Raw genomic sequence first — 17989 nt, 5'->3', positions numbered from 1 at the left:
CCGCCGCGACCTACCGAACCGCCGCGACCGTGGAAGAACGAGATGGGCAGCCCGCGCTCTTCGCCCACCCGTTTCAGGCGTGACTGCGCTTTGGCGACTTCCCAGTTGGAACACAGAAAGCCGCCGTCCTTGTTGGAATCGGAATAGCCGACCATGACTTCCTGCACGCCGCCCAGCTCGCGCAGGAGCGTGCGACGCACCACGGGCACGCCCAGCAGATCGCGCAGGATGGCCGGCCCGTTGCGTAGATCGTCGATAGTTTCTAGCAGCGGGATCACCATCATCTGACAGCTTTCGATGCCTTCCGCGTCGGTGAACAGGCCCGCGTATTTGGCCAGCAGATAAACACCAAGCACGTCGGCGGTGGTGCGAGTCATGCTGAGCACGAACCCGTTGAACGTGTCGCGATCGACGTCGTCGCGCATCTCGCGCACCATGCGCAACATGCCTAAAGTGGACTCGGACGATTCGGGCAGGCCGAAACTCGGCATCGACTCTAGCGGTCGCACAAGCTCGGCCAGTAGCCACTGCTTCCATTCCTCGGAATCGGGCTTCGGAGGCTCCTTGCCGCCGGTGATCTGCTTCCAGATGTCGCCCAGCGCTTCGTTCGTCTTGCCCGTATTTTCGCGCAGGTCCAGGCTAAAAGTACGAAAACGGAAGGCCTTCACCTGGCGTCGCAGCGGCTTGACGATGTTGCGCGCGATGCCCTCACTGTCGGCGCCGATCAGCCCGTTCTCCAGGGTGCGGAAGTCCTCTATCAGCTCGTCGGCGGTGCCATAGCGGTGTTGCGGGGATACGCGTTCGGCACCATGTTCGTCGGCGCGGGCGGTGCCTTCCAGCTTGCGCAGCATGCAGGTGGTGAACTGACGGAAGACCTCGCCGGGGTTGCGCGCGGTGAGCTGTTCGCCCACGCCGCTGACCGCCAGATGTTCGCTGAGCGCGGTTAAGAACTCTTCCGGCACCTCCAGCGCGTGCGCGGCCAGACTCAGGCGCGGCACCATGCGCTGCAAATCCTTGAGGTAACGCCTGATGCAGGCGTGCCGGTAGAGGCGCAAAATATCGCGCGTGGTGTCGTTGGTGACGAAAGGATTGCCGTCGCGGTCGCCGCCTATCCAGGAGCCGAACTGGAATATCGGCGGCAGGGTGAAGTGGTGGTCCGGAAAGGTCTCCGCCAGCACCTCTTCCATGCGGCGCTCGATGCTGGCGATCCCCTCGAACAGCGCGTCGTTAAAAAAATGCAGCCCCCATTGCGCTTCCTGCTGCACGGTGGGCTTTTCCAGCCGAATCTCGCCGGTCAGCCACAGCAGGTCGATCTCGGTGCGCAGATCGTCGATGAGCGCCTTGCGTTCGCGCGGGGTCCAGCGCGTCAGTTCGATCTCGCGCAAAAACAGAAATATGCGCCGGTGGATCTCCAGCACGGTAATGCGTTTGGCTTCGGTGGGGTGCGCCGTGATCACCGGGCGGATGCGCGCCGATGCCAGCATGGTCTGGATCTGGTCGGCGGTCATGCCGGCTTTTGCGGCCTCCGTGAACACATGGGCGAAGGTGCCGGGCACATGCTCGGGACCGCGCTCGGTCTCGGTATGACGTAGACCGCGCATGGCCAGATTCTGCTCGGCGATGGACAGCAGCCTGAACCAGACGCCGTGCGCCTGCAGGGTGCGCAGCAGCAGATTGCGATCATTCTCCGGGATCGTCTGCTTGCGTTTCAGCACCGGATCGATCTCCGGGTTGCGGACGCTGATCACGTCGTGAAACAGCGCCTCCAGCAGCTGGATGAGCTGTTCGGTGTAATCGGCGGAGCCCGTGCCCAGCGGCGCGCCTGTCAACTGATTAAGTTCCGCGGGCTCTGAATCGCCGGTAGTTGCTTTGCTGGATTGGTTACGGTTGACCATATTTTTGCGCAGTGCTGACGGCTGGGGTGGGTCGGCAATAACAATCCGCCGGCGGCCCGCCGGCGGAGCGTGATTCTAAGCGACGCGATCCGGCGGTTCTTTGCCGGCGAAGAAAGCTTCCAGATTGCTCAGCACGCGCTCGCCCATGGCGACGCGGGTCTCCGTGGTGGCGCTGCCCAAGTGGGGCAGGGCGACTACGTTTTCCATCTTCAGCAGTGCCGCGCTGACTTTCGGCTCCTGCTCGAATACGTCCAGCCCGGCGCCCGCGATAGTGCCGGACTGCAAGGCTTCGATCAGGGCTTTTTCGTCTACGACATCCCCGCGTGCGCTGTTGATCAGAAACGCGTGATCCTGCATGAGCTTAAAGCGCTCGGCGTTGAGCAGGTGATGCGTCGCAGCACCTCCCGGACAATGAATGGATACGAAGTCCGCCGCGCCAAGCACGTCCTCCACGCTGTCGAGACTCTGTGCGTCCAGGCCTTTGAGGACTTCCGGTTTGGGCGGATAGGGATCGTGAAAGATGATCTTCATGCCGAAGCCGTGATGCGCGCGTTTGGCCACTGCCTGCGCGATGCGACCCATGCCGATCAGGCCTAATGTCTTGCCGGTCACCTGGGCGCCCATCATGTGCGTCGGCCGCCAGCCGGTCCAGTGTCCGCCGCGCACGTGCCGCTCGCCTTCGCCGGCGCGGCGCGCGGTCATCAGCAACAGAGTCATGGCCAGATCCGCGGTCGCGTCGGTCAGCACTTCCGGCGTGTTGGTGACGACCAGCCCGTGTTCCTTGGCCGCCTCCACGTCGATGTTGTTGAAGCCGACGCCAAAGTTGCCGATCATTTTCGCGCGGCGCGCATCCGTGCCCAGCACTTCCGCTGTCATCTTGTCGGTGACGGTAGGGCAAACCGCGTCGGCGTTGCGCATGGCGTCTGCGAGCTGATCGGCGGTTAACGCCTTGTCGCTCTCGTTCAAGGTGACGTCGAATCGATCTTTAAGCTTTTTCTCCACCGCTTCCGGCCATTTGCGCGTTACGATGACTTTGGGTTTTGCCATGTTTTTGCTTCCTGTGTGTCATCCGGCCTGGTCACGCCAGAGATGACGTGACCAGGCTTGGACCTGGAAATCAGCGGGAACAGCTCGCGGCAGAAGGCGCTTCTACATTAAGCCACCCCTATTATGACAACCTATTAGGACACCTTTGCCAGCACTTCTTTCGCGGTAGCGCCGAACTCCGCGGGGCTGGGCACGACTACGATGCCGGCTTCCTTCATGATCTCCACCTTTTCGGCCGCGCTCTCTCCGGTTGCGGAAATGACCGCGCCGGCGTGGCCCATGCGCCGTCCCTTGGGCGCCGTCAGGCCCGCGACGTAACCCATCACCGGCTTGCTCATGTTCTCCTTGAAGAACTTGGCCGCGTCGGCCTCCTGCGGCCCGCCGATCTCGCCGATCATCAACACGGCCTTGGTCTCAGGGTCGTTCTCGAACAGCTCGAACACGTCCTGGAAGGAGCAGCCGTTGATGGGATCGCCGCCGATGCCTACGGCCGTAGTGATACCGATACCGACCGCCTTCATTTGTTCAGCGGCCTCGTAGCCCAGGGTCCCGGAGCGACCGACCACCCCGACATTGCCTTCCATGTAGATATGGCCCGGCATGATGCCCAGCATGGCCTTGCCGGGGCTGATGGTGCCGGCGCAGTTGGGCCCTGTGAGTATCATGCGATCCGCGTAGCGGTAGCGGTACATATAGCGCTTGACCCGGATCATGTCCTGCGCCGGGATACCGTCGGTGATGGCGACGCAGTATTTGATGCCGCCATCTGCTGCTTCCATGATGGAATCGGCCGCGAACGGCGCCGGTACGAACAGGATGCTGGCCTGCGCGCCGGTTTCTTTCACCGCGTCCTTGACCGTGTTGAACACCGGGCGATCAAGGTGTTTGCTGCCGCCTTTGCCTGGGGTCACGCCACCCACCACGTTGGTGCCGTAATCAATCATCTCCTGGGCGTGAAAAGTACCGATCTTGCCGGTGAAGCCCTGGATGATGACCGGCGTTTTTTCGTCTATAAGAATTGCCATGTTTGTATCTCCGCGCCGGTTCAGGCCTTGCTCTTTTCCACGACTTCATTGCGGGCCTTGACCGCCTTGTCGGCTGCCTCGGCCAGCGCTTCGGCCATAATAAAAGGGAACTCGCTTTTTTTGAGAATCTCTCTGCCCTTCTCGACGTTGGTGCCCGCCAGCCGCACGATCAGAGGGATTTTCATGTCTATCTTCTGCACTGCCTGCACCACGCCTTCGGCAATCCAGTCGCAGCGGTTGATGCCGGCGAAGATGTTGACCAGGAAGACCTTGACCTTTTCGTCCGACAGCACCAGCCGGAACGCCTTTGCAACTCGATCCGGCGAGGCGCCGCCGCCGATGTCCAGAAAGTTCGCCGGACTGCCGCCCGCCTGCATGATCATGTCCATGGTCGCCATCGAGAGGCCTGCGCCATTGATCATACAGCCGATATCGCCATCCAGCCCGACGTAACTCAAGCCGCGGTCGGCGGCGTTGGTTTCGCGCGGATCTTCTTGAGACTTGTCGCGCAACTCCGAAATGTTGGCGCGGCGGAACAGCGCGTTGTCGTCGAACTGCATCTTGGCGTCAAGCGCCAGCAGGCGGCCCTCCTTGGTGACGACCAGCGGATTGATTTCGACCAGGATGGCGTCCAGATCGCGCAACGCCCGGTAGGCGCCGGTGAAAGCCGCGCTGGCCTGACGAATCAGCGAAGGGGGCAGATCCAGTCCGAACGCCAGTTCACGCGCCTGAAAATCGCGCAGACCCACCGCCGGTTCCACCGCGATTCGCATGATGGCTTCCGGCTTGTCTTTGGCGAGATCTTCGATCTCCATGCCGCCCTCGGCGCTCGCCACTACCACAATGCGTTCGCGGGCGCGGTCCATTACCAGGGCGAAATAGATTTCACGGGCGATGTCGGTGCCAGCCTCTACGTAAAGGCGATACACGACCTTGCCCTGCGGACCGGTCTGGTTGGTCACCAGTCGCTTGCCCAGCAGTTCATCGGCGGCGTCCCATATCTCGCGGTCATTGGAACAGACCTTGATGCCGCCGGCCTTGCCGCGCGCGCCGGAATGTATCTGCGCCTTGACGACCCATTTTTCGCCGCCGATTTCCTTGGCGCGGTAAACCGCCTGTTCAGGGCTGTACGCCAGGCCGCCCGCGGCGATCGGCACACCGAAGCCCGAGAGAAGTTCTTTTGCTTGATATTCGTGGATGTCCACGGATTAGCCTCCAGTCCAGTATCGCATCGGCCCGCGGTAGCGGGCGTTTATAGCGGCTGTCAGGATCGCGCCGGCCGGAACTCCGGGACCGGCCGGCGCGATCCTTGCCGCTGCCTTATTTCGATTTGTCTTTTATGGCCTTGTCGGTGCGCACGACGTTTTCCGCCATGCGTGCCGTCGCGGCATCGATCATCTTGCCGTCCACCTGGGCGGCGCCCTTGCCCTGGCGCGCCGCCTCTTTCAGGGCTTCCAGCATCCGCCTGGCCTGCTTTACTTCGGCGTCCGGCGGGGTGAACACGTCGTTCGCGAGCTCGATCTGGCTGGGATGAATCGCCCATTTGCCTTCAATCCCTAACGCCGCGGCGCGTTTGGCGGCCAAGGTGAAGCCTTCCGGATCGTTGAAATCACCGAACGGCCCGTCGATCGGCCGTAAGCCGTACGCGCGGCAGGCAACCGTCATGCGGGTCAGGGCCGCGTGCCACTGGTCGCCGGGATAGTCGGGGTTAAGTCCGCCGATACTGACGGTGCGCGCGCGGTTGCTCGCGGCGTAATCCGCCACGCCGAAGTGCATGGCCTCCAGCCGCTTGCTTGACGTGGCGATGGCCTCGACGTTGGCCATGCCCAGCGCGGTCTCGATCAACACCTCGATGCCGATGCGATGGTCACCGAAGTCCATGCCCTGTTCGATCTGGGTAATCAGGCAATCGATGAGATAAACGTCGCCTGGCACGCCTACCTTGGGGATGAGAATGGTGTCAAGATTCTTGCCGGCCTGCTCCAGAATATCCACCACATCGCGGTACATGTAGTGCGTGTCCAGCCCGTTTATGCGGATGGACATGGTCTTCTTTCTGCCTCGCCAGTCGATGTCGTTAAGCGCCTCGATGATGTTCTTGCGCGCCTTGGGTTTGTCGTCCGGCGCGACGGCGTCTTCCAGATCGAGAAAGATGTAATCGACTTCACTCTTGGACGATTTTTCGAACATGCCCGGGTTGGAGCCGGGCACAGCGAGTTCGCTGCGTTGGAGTCGAACCCTGCTGGGTTCGTAACGGGTGTGGCTCATGTGATTGCCCTCTCTTAAGCGGTTTGCTTCATGCCGGATTTCATTGCCCGGGCCTGGCCGGCCGTGCTTTTCTTGTCTGCCGGCGGTGCGTGCTGGCGGTAGTACTCGATGGCAACTGCCAGACCGCTGCCGGCTTCGATTTCGATGCCAACGTCCAGCATGGCCATCTCGGCGGCCGCAAGCGCGGCACAGCAACTGACTTCGTTGAGATCGCCTAAATGACCGATGCGAAACAGTTTGCCCGCCACATCGGTAAGGCCCGCGCCCAACGCCGTGTTGTACTTTCTATAAGCGATGTCGACCACGTCCGCGCCGTTAATGCCTTCCGGGACGATGATGGCGCTGACGGTATCGGAGTACCACTTCGGCTGCCTGGCGCACAGTCTCAGACCCCAGGCCCGGACCGCCTGACGCACCCCTTCGGCCAGGCGGTGATGGCGCTCGAACACGTTCTCGAGGCCTTCCTCGAACAGCAGGTCTAACGATGCCCGCAGGCCGCGCAACATGGGCACTGAGGGCGTGTAAGGAAAGAGCCCCTGTGCATTGGTCTTGATATGATCTTCGAGATCCAGAAAGCAGCGCGGCAGCTTGGCCGTCTTGCGAGCCTCCAGCCCTTTCTGGCTGGCGCAGACGATGGCAAGGCCGGCCGGCAACATAAAGCCTTTCTGCGAACCGGCAACCGCCATGTCCACGCCCCATTCGTCCATGCGAAAGTCGATGCTTGCGATGGAGCTGACCCCGTCCACGAACAGCATCGCCGGGTGCTTGGTGGCGTCCAGGGCCTTGCGCACGCCGGCGATCTCGCTGGTCACGCCGGTGGCGGTCTCGTTGTGCACGACCATCACCGCCTTGATCTCGTGGTTCTTGTCCTCGGCCAGCTTTTTCTCGATGTCGGGCACGGGCGCGCCCTCGCCCCACGGCACCTGCAAGAAATCGACGTTAAGCTTCAGCCGCTCGGCCATGTTTATCCACAGGTGGCTGAACTGGCCGAAGCGCGCGGACAGAACTTTGTCGCCCGGCGACAAGGTGTTGGCGAGGGCGATTTCCCAGCCGGCGGTGCCGGTAGCCGGAAAGATGAACGACTGCCCCTTGGTGGTCTTGAAGACCTTGTTCAGGTCCGCGAACAGCGGCTTGGTGAGCTCGGGCAGATCGGACGCGCGATGATCTTCCATCGGCACGTGCATCGCGGAGAGCACCGAGTGCGGCACGTTGGTGGGTCCAGGGACGTATAAATGATTGTGGCCGTAACGCATGATCTGTTCCTTATCGCTATCTATCTATTAATCTGGTGATCTAGGTCGATGTGTCACAAAAGAAGCCGGGGCGCACCCAATACAGTATCCGGGGTAGGGCGAGTGCTCCAGTTCGATACTGCCGCCTCGGCAACCGGCGCGGCGCAAAGCTTAAGCGGCTGGCTGTTTGTCCGGATGCAGGTAAATCAGGCTCTTGCCCAGCTTGCCGCCGTAGTTGCCGGCCGAAATCATATTCAAGCCCGGGGTGTCCGCGGCTGCCTTGATCGCGGCCTGCGTGGCGTCGATGATCGCCTGCAAATTCTTGCCGTTCATGATGACCTCCATCACCGACTTGACGCCCGTCGGCAGGCCAGCCTCCACGTCCGGATGATCCTGCAGAGTCGGGCAGAATTTGGTGTACGTGCTGGCGATGGCGAACTTGTACTTGCTGCCGGTGGTCGAGCCTGAACCGGCGATGCCGCCCGGAAACGGCATGATCACGCCGGGGACATCGTGCACGGCCGCCACACCGCGTTCGGCGCCTTCCAGCGCAGAATCCACACTATCGCCGAACAGCCACAGGTTGCCGCCCATCAGTCCGTCCGTGTAACCGAGCCTGCGATCGATGATGAACTCGCCGCCCAGGATCGGGACTACCCATACCTTGCGGCCGTAACGCTCTTCGCGCGTCTGAAAGCCGTTGCCGAAATAGGCGACCTTGCGGCCCATGTGGTAATAAGTGTCCGAGTCGATCAGATTGAAGCAGGCGGCCGTCGGCGTGGTGAGCACGTTCTGACTGATGCGTGCGAGCGCCGCTTTCTCCAGCGCCTCGACCCGGTCTTTGCGAAAGCGCGGCAGATGCATCTGTACCACCGCCCCCGGGCGGCCATCCGGCGTTTGAAACGATTCATCGCCGCCGGGACCGACATAGCGATCCAGCCCCGCTTCGCAATCGCACATGATGGTGCTGGAGCCATGCCCGGTAGCCGCGTTGACCGCATGCTCTACCCAGGTGCGGTCGCGCGCAGTGATCAACAGCTCGACGTAAATGCTCTTGAACGCCTCGGCATAGGTATCATCGATTTTCGCGGCCAAAATCAGTTTCTCCCCTTGCCTTCGTAGATGTCTTTCTCGGTGATGACCTTGTCCATGAAAATGTCGTGCGGGCCCACTAGTATTTCAGGAAACATCTGTGCTTCGAACGCCAGCGCGATCAGCGGCGCGTCCGGGCGCGCACTCTCCAGCAGTCGATCGTAATAACCCTGCCCGTTGCCCATGCGTCCGCCGCGTCGGTCAAAGCCGACACCCGGCACCATTACTAGATCCAGCGCCTCGGGCTCGACCTCCTTGCCTTTCTCACCCCAGCGATCCTTGGGCGGTTCGAGAATCTTCCATTTGCCCACCACGAGTTCGTCCATGCTCTCCAGGTGCCACAAACCCAGCTTGTTTTCACCTTCCTCGTCCACGGTGCAATAGGGGACGACGATTTTTTTATCGCTGTTTACGGCATCACCGATCACGTGGCGGGTGCGCACTTCGGAGCGCACGTCCAGATACCACATCACGGTCTGGGCCGCGGCGTACTCGGGCAGGTGCACAAATTTATCGACTATTGCTTTGGACAGCTCGTCCTTGTTTTCCTGCGCGTTGCGCGCGTCGTACGCCTCGCGGCGCATCTTCCCCTTGCGTTCCATCAACGCGTCCAGTTCTTCCTGGCTCAGACTCATGTGGCGGGCTCCTCGATGCGGATGCGATGTTCCGCTGGTGGAATGTGGTGATATCCCTTGAGTAGCTACAGCAAAATTCAAACCACAACGCACCAAACGAGCCAGTGCTTTTATCCAGTGCGGCGATCGCAGATAGTCACGCGTACACGATGAAGGTCGCATGCCATGCGTTAGGTGCGGATATTCAACTACAATTTAGGTACGGAAAGCTGCGGTTGCGGCGCATGCGGGGCCGATCCGCGCGCGCTCGTCGCACGCGCCGCCAGGCGAGCGCCGGAATCTCCGGATGTTACGTGAAACCGTGCGTGACAGATGTTTCAACCGCGAGACGGTAGCCTGTCGCAGATCGACTCCGCGGACCAGCAACGCTCCGAGGTCCGGTTTCCTGCCTGAGTTCGGGATTTTTTGAGCACAGATTATTACCCTGGTCGTCGCCTCCATCGTGGGCGCGGCGCGGTGAGTACCATCGATGCGCGGCGGGCGCTCGTCCTGGCCCTGACCGCACCGGTGAAGCGGTTGGGGAGCCGCTTATAGAAGCGCGCGGGTGAAAGTGTATCGAACCTCTATTTATTCTTTCCTGTTCTTTCTTCTTCGCTCTTTTCTTCTTTGGCGGAATCAACGTCCTCTGAGTCCTCCATGGCTTCCTCGGCGTGACGGGTCAGCCACTGGAATAGGCCCAGGCCGATTAACGCGAACACCGCCACCGCCAGCAGCGCGGCGGGATAGAACAGCAGGTAAGGCTCGTCCTTGCTCTGAAACACGATGACCAGCGCCTCCAGGCTCACCGCGATGATGATGATGGTGAAGAACATCGTCAGCGAGCGGCGAGCTTCCGAAATTCTGGCGAGTTCCCGCTCCTTGACCACCTGCTCCTCAAGCAGAAACTTGGCCACGTCGAAGACAGCGAAGGCGATGATAATGAGACCTACGCTGTCCAGCAGTTGCGTGAGAAAAGGCTTGCCCGCCCATACCTCGACCGTCATGCTCCAGATCGCCGAGCCGACCATGGCGAGAGCCAGCAATTGCAGTGCGAACGCCGCGACAATGTACAGCGTCTTCGAACCCAGATTGAAAATCCTGAGCTCCCACGGCACGCGTTGTTCGTCGTCTTTGTTCCGGTTCTCGTTCATGGTGGTGGTTTCAGTTCAGTATCTTGGGTGCGGTGACGGTAGCGCGTTCGTTCATGCGTTGCCGCGCCCATTTAACGCCCGCGGCCAGATTCGGCAACACCGCGTCGGCGCCGGCCTCGTTGAGCCTTGGCGTCACGCGCGCGGCATATTCCTTTGTGTTCCAGAGACCTACGGCGATCCTGGCCTTCGGGAATTGCTGCTTTAGCCGCTTGCACAGATACCGCGTGTGCGCGAGCGCCTTCGGCGGCAGGGCCGAGACGCACACGACGGGTTGCTCGCCTTCGCCAACCCGCTCCACCATTTCACTCGCCAGACTCTTGACGGACAGGTGCTGAGCGCCGATGCCCTGCTGCTTCAGCACCTGCGCGAACATGCGCGCCGTCAGTTCATCGGCGAGGTCGCGCGACGGCAGACACATCAGTTCGAAATGCTGATGACGCGGTTCGATGGCTTTGCCATTCGCGGCGATGCTTTCCCTCGCACCGAGGGCATCGACAATCTCACTCGCGCTCTCGATTATGAATTGTTCCAGCTCCGGGTCCAGGCGCCCGTTGTGACGATCGCGCTCCGCCAGCGTAAGCGCCGGAATGATGACCTGGTCGTAAACGCTTATGAGACCGTCGCCGTGCTCCAGTGCGAGTTCCATGGCGCCCTGGTGATCGCCCGCCAGCAGACGCTGATAAAAGCGCTCGGTAGCTGACAGGGCAGGCTCCTTGCCCAGCAGAATGGTAAAAAACTCGAACTGCGGCAGATGCCGGCCCGCGACCACGAGGCACACAGTGAGCGGAATGGCCAGCAGCAGCCCCACCCCGCCCCATAGCGAACTCCAGAAGATCACCGCCAGCAGCACCGCCACGGGCGACAGTCCCGTGCTCGCCCCGTAAAGCCACGGTTCCATCACCATGTTGGTGAATAATTCAAGACCGACGAACAGGGCGATTACCGCCAGCGGCCACAGCCAGCCGTCGAACACCGCCAGCGATAGCAGGATAGGCATGGACGCCGCCAGCCAGGGGCCGACGTAAGGGATGAAACGCAGCAACATTCCCAGCAGCCCCCACAGCAGCGCGCCGGGCAAGCCTATGATCGCCAGGCCAATCGCAATCGGCACGCCGTAACACGTGTTGATCAGCAGTTGCGTGCGCAGATAGCGGCCAATACGGTCGCCCGCGTCGTTCAGGGCGCGGGTGGTTACATCCAGTCTGTCCCGGCTCATGAGCCGGATCAGGCGGTCACGCAAATCCTCGCGCTGCAGCAGGAAGAAAATGACCAGCACCACGGCCAGCCCCAGCCGCGCCAGCGGGATCAACGCTGGCGAAACGTAGTCCCTGAGGAGTTCGAAGGTCGACGGCGGCTCTTCTCGCACCTCGACCAGGATTGGCTCCGGCGGCTGATCCGTTAACGGCTCGTTGTCTTGAAGTCCGCGCGTCCCCGGTGGTTCCGCGACGCCTGGCTCTGCCGCGGCAGGTTTCTTTTTTATGTCTTCCTGAATCGCGAAGAAGGTCTCCGCCGCGCGGTCGAACACGCCGCCTTCGCCGCCTTGCAGGCTCAAGAAACGCTGCGTGATGTTGTCGCGGTACTTCGGCAGGGATTCGGCGAGGCTCACGACCTGATTGGATACAATCAGGCCGACTCCGCCGAGGATGGAAAAAGCGAGGATGACAGTCGCGATGACGCTGGGTACCGGTGGCAGGCGCCATCTCTCCAGGCGATCTGCGGCCGGCGCGAGCACGAAGCTCAGCAACACCGCCAGCGCGATCGGGATCAATACGTCTTGGCCGAGGTAAAGCCCCGCGATGACCATCAGCGCCAGGCCGAAGCGGATCAGCGGAAGCGCGGCATCGGGCTGTAACTGTGTTGGCACGGCGCGCGGCGGATATGGGTTCAGCAACGCACTTGGAGCGCCAGACCGCATTGGCGTTGGCAAGGCTCGATCACTTGTGTCGCGACGACGCGATCGCCGGATTCGCGGCGTCGTGCGGGCAATGCACCGCCGCGCACGAGACGTCTGCTGTTGTGTAAATCCGGGGCTTCAGCCATCGTCAGTGATCGCGCCGCGCGATGCGGAACTGACCTGACGCGCGTACTTCGCCAGCACCCCGCGCGAGTATCGCGCCTTAGGTGGTTTCCAGGACGCCAGACGCGTGGCGATTTCCTCTTTTGTAAGCTCCAGATTGATCTGGCGTTTGTCAGCGTCGATGGTGATTACATCGCCGTTTTTCACGATCGCGAGCGGGCCACCTTGCGCGGCTTCGGGCGTGATATGGCCGACCACGAACCCGTGGCTGCCGCCCGAGAAGCGCCCGTCGGTAATGAGCGCGACATCTTTACCGAGACCCTTGCCCATCACCGCTGAGGTCGGTGCCAGCATCTCGCGCATGCCCGGCCCGCCTTTGGGCCCCTCGTATCGAATCACGATGACATCGCCCTTGACCACCGTGCCATCAAGTATCCGCTTGAGCGCCTCTTCTTCCGAGCCGAACACGCGCGCCCTGCCGGTGAACAGCGCGCCCTCCTTGCCGGAGATCTTCCCGACCGCGCCTTCAGGGGCGAGGTTGCCGTACATAATGACCAGATGCCCGGTCTTTTTGATCGGATCATCGAAGGCGCGCACGATGTCCTGCTTCTTCGGATAAGGCTTTACCTTCTTGAGGTTCTGGGCGAGGGTCTTGCCGGTGACGGTAAGGCATTCGCCGTGCAGCAGGCCGCGGGCCAGCAGTTCCTTCATTAACGGCTGGATGCCGCCGATCGCGATCAGCTCCGACATCATGTAGCGCCCGCTGGGCCGCAGATCCGCCAGCACCGGCACCTTTCTGCCAATGCGGGTGAACTCGTCGATTGAGAGCTTGACGTCAGCGGCATGCGCCATCGCCAGCAGATGTAACACCGCGTTGGTGGAGCCGCCCAGCGCGGTGATGACCACGATGGCGTTCTTGAATGCCTTTTTAGTCATGATGTCGCGCGGCCGGATATTTTTCTTGACCAGATTCGCGACCGCGCCTCCGGCCTCGAAGCAGTCGCGGGCCTTTTCTGCCGACAGCGCGCCCTGCGCCGAACTGCCGGGCAGGCTCATTCCCAGCGCCTCGATCGCGGAGGCCATGGTGTTGGCGGTGAACATGCCGCCACACGCGCCCGCGCCGGGGATGGCGCAGCTTTCCACCGCATGCAACTGTTTGTTTGTCATGCTGCCACCCGCGTGCGCCCCTACCGCCTCGAACACCGACACGATGTCCAGGTTCCTGTCGCCCAGGCGCCCAGGGCTAATGGTGCCGCCAAACACGAACACGGCTGGCCGGTTCAGCCGCGCCAGCGCCATGAGACACCCCGGCATGTTCTTGTCGCAACCACCGATCGCCACCACGCCGTCGAAGCCTTCGCAGGCCGTCACGGTCTCGATCGAATCGGCGATCACTTCGCGTGACACCAGCGAATATTTCATGCCCTCTGTGCCCATCGAAACGCCGTCGGATATAGTGATGGTGTTGAAAATCACCGCTTTGGCTTTGGCCGCATCGGCGCCCGCGGCGGCCTCGCGCGCCAGCTTGTCGATGTGCATGTTGCAAGGCGTGACCATGCCCCAGGTCGAGGCCACGCCGATCTGCGGTTTGCGGAAATCCTCGTCCTCGAAACCAACCGCGCGCAGCATCGCGCGGCTGGGCGCGCGCTCGACGCCATCGACTATCTGCGCGGAATGGAGTCGCAGATGCTTCGATTCTGGATTTTCAGCTTTTAGCTTTTTCGTTTTTTTAAGGGCGGCGTGTCTGGCCATGTCAGTTCGACCTCCATGATAATACCTGGTGATATTGCCTAATGAGACGGCATGCGCGACCCGTGGCTGACATCCAGCCGCGCGCAGTAACTCGGTGACGCCCCGGCGCTGGCGGCAGCCCGGACTTCTTTCAGCGTCTCCCGAAAATCGGCGTTGTGATCCGTATCCACGTCGACCGCGCGTCTGGCCGCCGTCAGGGCCTGCCTGTCGCAACCAAGCTCAGAGAGGCTGACGGCGAGATTGTTATACGCGACGCCCAACGCCGGCGTCAGGTTGGCGGCGGACGCGAATGCCCGCGCCGCGCCGCCCGCATCACCCAGCGCATAACGTGCATTGCCGAGACCCATGCGTATCAAAGCGTTGTCTGGCCAGCGTCCGGCCGCCGTCCTGTAGGCTTCGCGCGCCGCGCGCGGGTGCCCTGTCTCCTCCAGCGCCGCCGCCGCCTCGAGGTATCGCAGCGCATTGTCGTCGTCCGGCAAGCGACCCGGCGGTAACGGCGCAAACGCCCAGTAATCGCCGCGCGCCCAGGTGCGCTCAAAAACGCGGAGTCCGATCCGGTAATTGGCATTGTTGCCGGAGTGCAGGATAAGCTCGCCGGTGTTCAGATCGTAGCCAATGGCGACCGCGTAATGCCACCGCGGGTACCAGCTGACACCCAGGTTCTGCAACACCACCACGGGATGCCGCGCTGCGATCTCCGCAAGCAGATGATGAAGATCGGGCGCCAACACATAGGCGAGCAGGCCCCGCCCGCGGGTGGCGGCCAGCATTTCCGCCTGAAGGCTGCCTTTCAGGCCGGGCACATACACAACCCGCGCCAGCGCCTGCTGGGTGACGCCAAGGCCATGATAATTCATGATCATGGCCAGCGCCGCCGGGCCGCAGTAAAACGCCTGCTGCGGAAAGAAAGGGACTTCCTTGATCAGAGTTCTTGCGGGCAGGGTGATCGGCGGCGATTCCATCAGGCCGCGGGTTTGCGGGGTTGCGCAACCACACACGAGCAGTGGCACCATCGCGCACAGGAGCAGTGCTGGTGCGGCTGCCCGGCGCACGCACGCCGCGCGCTAGAACTGGGTGAAGATATCGGTGATGCCCACCAGTTCGAGAATAACTACTACCAGTCCGGCGATGACCAGCACCTCGATGACACCGGAGCCGGCCGGCAGCTTGTCGAAATCAGCCGCCGCCAGCTGGCGTACCTCGCGATCGGTGAGCGCGTCGATGCGCTCCTTCGCTGCTTTCAGCGAGATGCCATGATCGGCGAGCAAGATGCGTACTTCTTCACGTTCCACCGCGTTACTCAGGCGCGCGCGATCCCACTGGGCTGTGGCCTTATTGACCAGGGTTTGTGTGCCGACCATGCCCGCGTAAGCCGGCATCGCGGGTGTGACCACGAGGCCTAAGGTCAGCACGTAGGCCAGAAATCTGCTGAGACGTGGGCGCATAATTTTTCTCCTCAAGATTAACTGGATGACGCCGCGAGCCGGGGGCCTTGAAGTTCCGCCAATAGTCATTGACGGTCGATCAAAAAGCAACAGCCCGTACTGATTTTGTCTTCTCCATAGATGTCCCCGATACATCGCGGGCCGCCAAGCTACCCAACTTGTGCATTACTACGGCGTCGCGAGCCTGAACATGACCGGATGCCGCAAGCTTACCTCGATTCCGATCTCGTCGCCGATGCCGTGTCGCTCGTGGCTGGATGCGAAGCACAGCAGCCTAGCGCCGCTCGCGAGCTTCAGGGTGTAAAGAAACTCGGCGCCACGAAACTGGCGGCGCTCGATGCGCGCGCGCAGCGGACTGCTATCGTTGTGCTGAATGTCGTGAGGCCGAATCAACACTTCGACGCGCTCGCGCGGCGCGAAGGGCGCGTCTCGCGGTCCGTCAAGCATTCCCAGGTCCGTGGCAATCCGGTTTGGAGCCGTGACCTGCCCGGGCAGCATCACGCCGTGGCCGATGAAGTCGGCCGCGAAGCGGCTCGCCGGCCTATGATAAAGATCGTACGCGCTATCCCATTGCACGATGCGTCCGGCTTGCATCAGGCCGATGTCGTCGGCAACGGCGAAGGCTTCGAACTGATCGTGCGTAACCAGCAGCGCGGTCACGCCTTCCTGCTTCAGGATCGCGCGAATATCGTCGGCAAGCTGCTCGCGGAACTCGGCGTCCAGGGTCGAGAACGGTTCGTCGAGCAGCAGCATTTCCGGCCGTGGCGCCAGCGCCCGCGCGAGCGCGATGCGCTGCTGCTGGCCGCCGGATATCTGATGTGGAAATTTTTTCGCTTGCTCGGCGAGATCCATCAGCGCCAGCAACTCTCCGACTCGCGCCTGCTGCTCGCGGGACGATAATTTGCGGATTCCAAAGCGGATATTGTCGTAAACGTTCAGGTGCGGAAACAGAGCGAGATCCTGAAACAGCATGCCGACCCTTCGCTGTTCCGGCGGCACGTGCAGACCGGGTCCGCTCACTTGCGCACCGTGCAGCCGGATGCGGCCGCGGGTCACCGGCTCAAAGCCCGCGATCGCGCGCAGCAAGGTGGTCTTGCCGCAGCCGCTGGGTCCCAGCAGGCAGCCGATATGGCCCTCCGGCAGGTCGAAGCTGATGCCGCGGACTACGGGATTACCCTGCAAGGCGACGTCGATATCGGCGACCTCCAGACGTGTGTTCGCGTGTTGCGGCGCGCCGGCGCAGGTTGGCATCGGCGCGTCAGGCATGGTCGCCGGCGCGCGCGCGGGTGATGGAGCGGCTTAACAATATCACCGGCACGATGCCGGCCAGCACGATGGTCAGAGCGGCGCTGGCGGAGTCAGCCAGGCGTTCGTCGGACGCCAGTTCGAAGGCGCGCACCGCCAGGGTATTAAAGTCAAACGGACGCATGACCAGGGTGGATGGCAGCTCTTTCATGACGTCGACGAACACGAGCAGCAGCGCGGACAGCAAGGTGCCACGCATGATCGGCATGTGGATTTCGCGCAGCACCGCAGCGGGGGCGCGCCCGAGCGAGCGCGCGGCGTCATCCATGGCGGGATTGATCTTGCTCAAGCCCGCCTCCACCGCATGCAGCGACACGGCCAAAACGCGCACTGCGTAGGCGAAGATCAGGGCGAACAAGGTGCCGCTCAATAGCAATCCGGTGGATAGTCCGAATGTGGCGCGCAGCCACGCATCCAGCGCATTATCCAGGGATGCGAGCGGGATCATCACGCCGATCGCGACTACTACGCCGGGAATGGCGTAACCCATGCCCGCCAGGTTGACGGCGAAACGGACCAACGGGCGGGCGCCGCGAATGCGCCGGCCGTAGGCCATCACCAGCGCCAGCAGCAGTACGCACACGGCGGCGGTCGCCGCCAGCCCGATGCTGTTGGCGGCCAGGATCGCGAACTCCGCGTTCACCGTGTGGCCGGCGGTCTGTATCGCCCACGACGTGAGTTGACCCGCCGGCACCAGAAAGCCGAACAGCAACGGTGTAGCGCACACGGCGCACGCGGCGAGCGCGCGCATGCCCGTCAGTTCGAAGCGCGGCAGCGGCTGGTAGCGCTGACTGGTGTGATGAAAACGCGCCTGGCGGCGCGAGCCGCGTTCGAGCATTACCAGCGCGAACACGAACAGCATCAGCATCGCCGCCAGTTGCGCGGCGGCAGCGCTGTCGCCCAGCCCGAACCAGGTGCGAAAGATGCCGGTGGTAAACGTGTTCACGCCGAAGTACTGCACCGTGCCGTAATCCGCCAGAGTCTCCATCAGCGCCAGCGACACGCCGGTTACGATGGCCGGACGCGCCATGGGCAGCGCCACGCGCCGGAATGCGGCCCAGGTGCTAAGCCCCAGACTGCGCGCGGTCTCCAGCGCGCACATCGACTGGTCCAGAAACGCCGCGCGCGCCAGCAGATAGACGTATG

15 protein-coding genes are annotated in these 17989 nt (G+C 62.3%); all 15 read right to left on the bottom strand.

What is annotated here, in order from left to right:
- Positions 1-1895 (bottom strand): phosphoenolpyruvate carboxylase (locus tag H0V34_10600; protein MBA2492116.1); only part of this gene is annotated, 1895 nt, incomplete at its 3' end.
- Between the two features lie 75 nt (positions 1896-1970).
- Entirely contained in the window at positions 1971-2942 is a 972-nt protein-coding gene (locus H0V34_10595; GenBank protein ID MBA2492115.1) for a D-glycerate dehydrogenase, read from the bottom strand.
- A 134-nt stretch (positions 2943-3076) separates the two neighbouring features.
- Positions 3077-3967: a succinate--CoA ligase subunit alpha gene (sucD, locus tag H0V34_10590; protein MBA2492114.1), complete on the bottom strand. Its 891-nt coding sequence runs from the start codon at positions 3965-3967 to the stop codon at positions 3077-3079.
- Between the two features lie 20 nt (positions 3968-3987).
- Entirely contained in the window at positions 3988-5172 is a 1185-nt protein-coding gene (locus H0V34_10585) for a malate--CoA ligase subunit beta (GenBank protein ID MBA2492113.1), read from the bottom strand.
- Between the two features lie 115 nt (positions 5173-5287).
- Positions 5288-6235, bottom strand: a complete 948-nt coding sequence (locus H0V34_10580; protein MBA2492112.1) for a CoA ester lyase — start codon at positions 6233-6235, stop codon at positions 5288-5290.
- Positions 6236-6249: 14 nt separating this feature from the next.
- The gene (locus H0V34_10575; GenBank protein ID MBA2492111.1) at positions 6250-7488 is read right to left on the bottom strand and encodes an aminotransferase class V-fold PLP-dependent enzyme; all 1239 of its coding nucleotides are present in this window, start codon (positions 7486-7488) and stop codon (positions 6250-6252) included.
- Between the two features lie 150 nt (positions 7489-7638).
- On the bottom strand, positions 7639-8565 hold the full coding sequence (fhcD, locus tag H0V34_10570; GenBank protein MBA2492110.1) for a formylmethanofuran--tetrahydromethanopterin N-formyltransferase: 927 nt from the start codon (positions 8563-8565) through the stop codon (positions 7639-7641).
- Positions 8565-9194, bottom strand: a complete 630-nt coding sequence (locus H0V34_10565) for a 5-formyltetrahydrofolate cyclo-ligase (protein ID MBA2492109.1) — start codon at positions 9192-9194, stop codon at positions 8565-8567. Before H0V34_10565 ends, fhcD begins: the two co-directional genes overlap by 1 nt.
- A 563-nt stretch (positions 9195-9757) precedes the next feature.
- The gene (locus tag H0V34_10560; protein MBA2492108.1) at positions 9758-10324 is read right to left on the bottom strand and encodes a hypothetical protein; all 567 of its coding nucleotides are present in this window, start codon (positions 10322-10324) and stop codon (positions 9758-9760) included.
- 10 nt (positions 10325-10334) lie between these two features.
- On the bottom strand, positions 10335-12188 hold the full coding sequence (locus tag H0V34_10555; GenBank protein ID MBA2492107.1) for an AI-2E family transporter: 1854 nt from the start codon (positions 12186-12188) through the stop codon (positions 10335-10337).
- Between the two features lie 168 nt (positions 12189-12356).
- Positions 12357-14093 carry a dihydroxy-acid dehydratase gene (gene ilvD / locus H0V34_10550; protein MBA2492106.1) on the bottom strand — a complete coding sequence of 579 codons (1737 nt, stop codon included), beginning with the start codon at positions 14091-14093 and terminating at the stop codon, positions 12357-12359.
- Between the two features lie 38 nt (positions 14094-14131).
- Positions 14132-15055 carry a PA2778 family cysteine peptidase gene (locus H0V34_10545; GenBank protein MBA2492105.1) on the bottom strand — a complete coding sequence of 308 codons (924 nt, stop codon included), beginning with the start codon at positions 15053-15055 and terminating at the stop codon, positions 14132-14134.
- A gap of 102 nt (positions 15056-15157) precedes the next feature.
- On the bottom strand, positions 15158-15538 hold the full coding sequence (locus H0V34_10540; GenBank protein MBA2492104.1) for a PA2779 family protein: 381 nt from the start codon (positions 15536-15538) through the stop codon (positions 15158-15160).
- A gap of 168 nt (positions 15539-15706) precedes the next feature.
- Positions 15707-16789 (bottom strand): ABC transporter ATP-binding protein, encoded by a 1083-nt coding sequence (locus H0V34_10535; protein ID MBA2492103.1) that lies wholly within the window; start codon positions 16787-16789, stop codon positions 15707-15709.
- A gap of 7 nt (positions 16790-16796) precedes the next feature.
- Positions 16797-17989 (bottom strand): iron ABC transporter permease (locus tag H0V34_10530; GenBank protein ID MBA2492102.1); only part of this gene is annotated, 1193 nt, incomplete at its 5' end.

Source organism: Gammaproteobacteria bacterium, from assembly GCA_013696315.1.
GTDB lineage: Bacteria > Pseudomonadota > Gammaproteobacteria > JACCYU01 > JACCYU01 > JACCYU01.
This window is presented reverse-complemented; position numbering and strand designations above follow the sequence as displayed.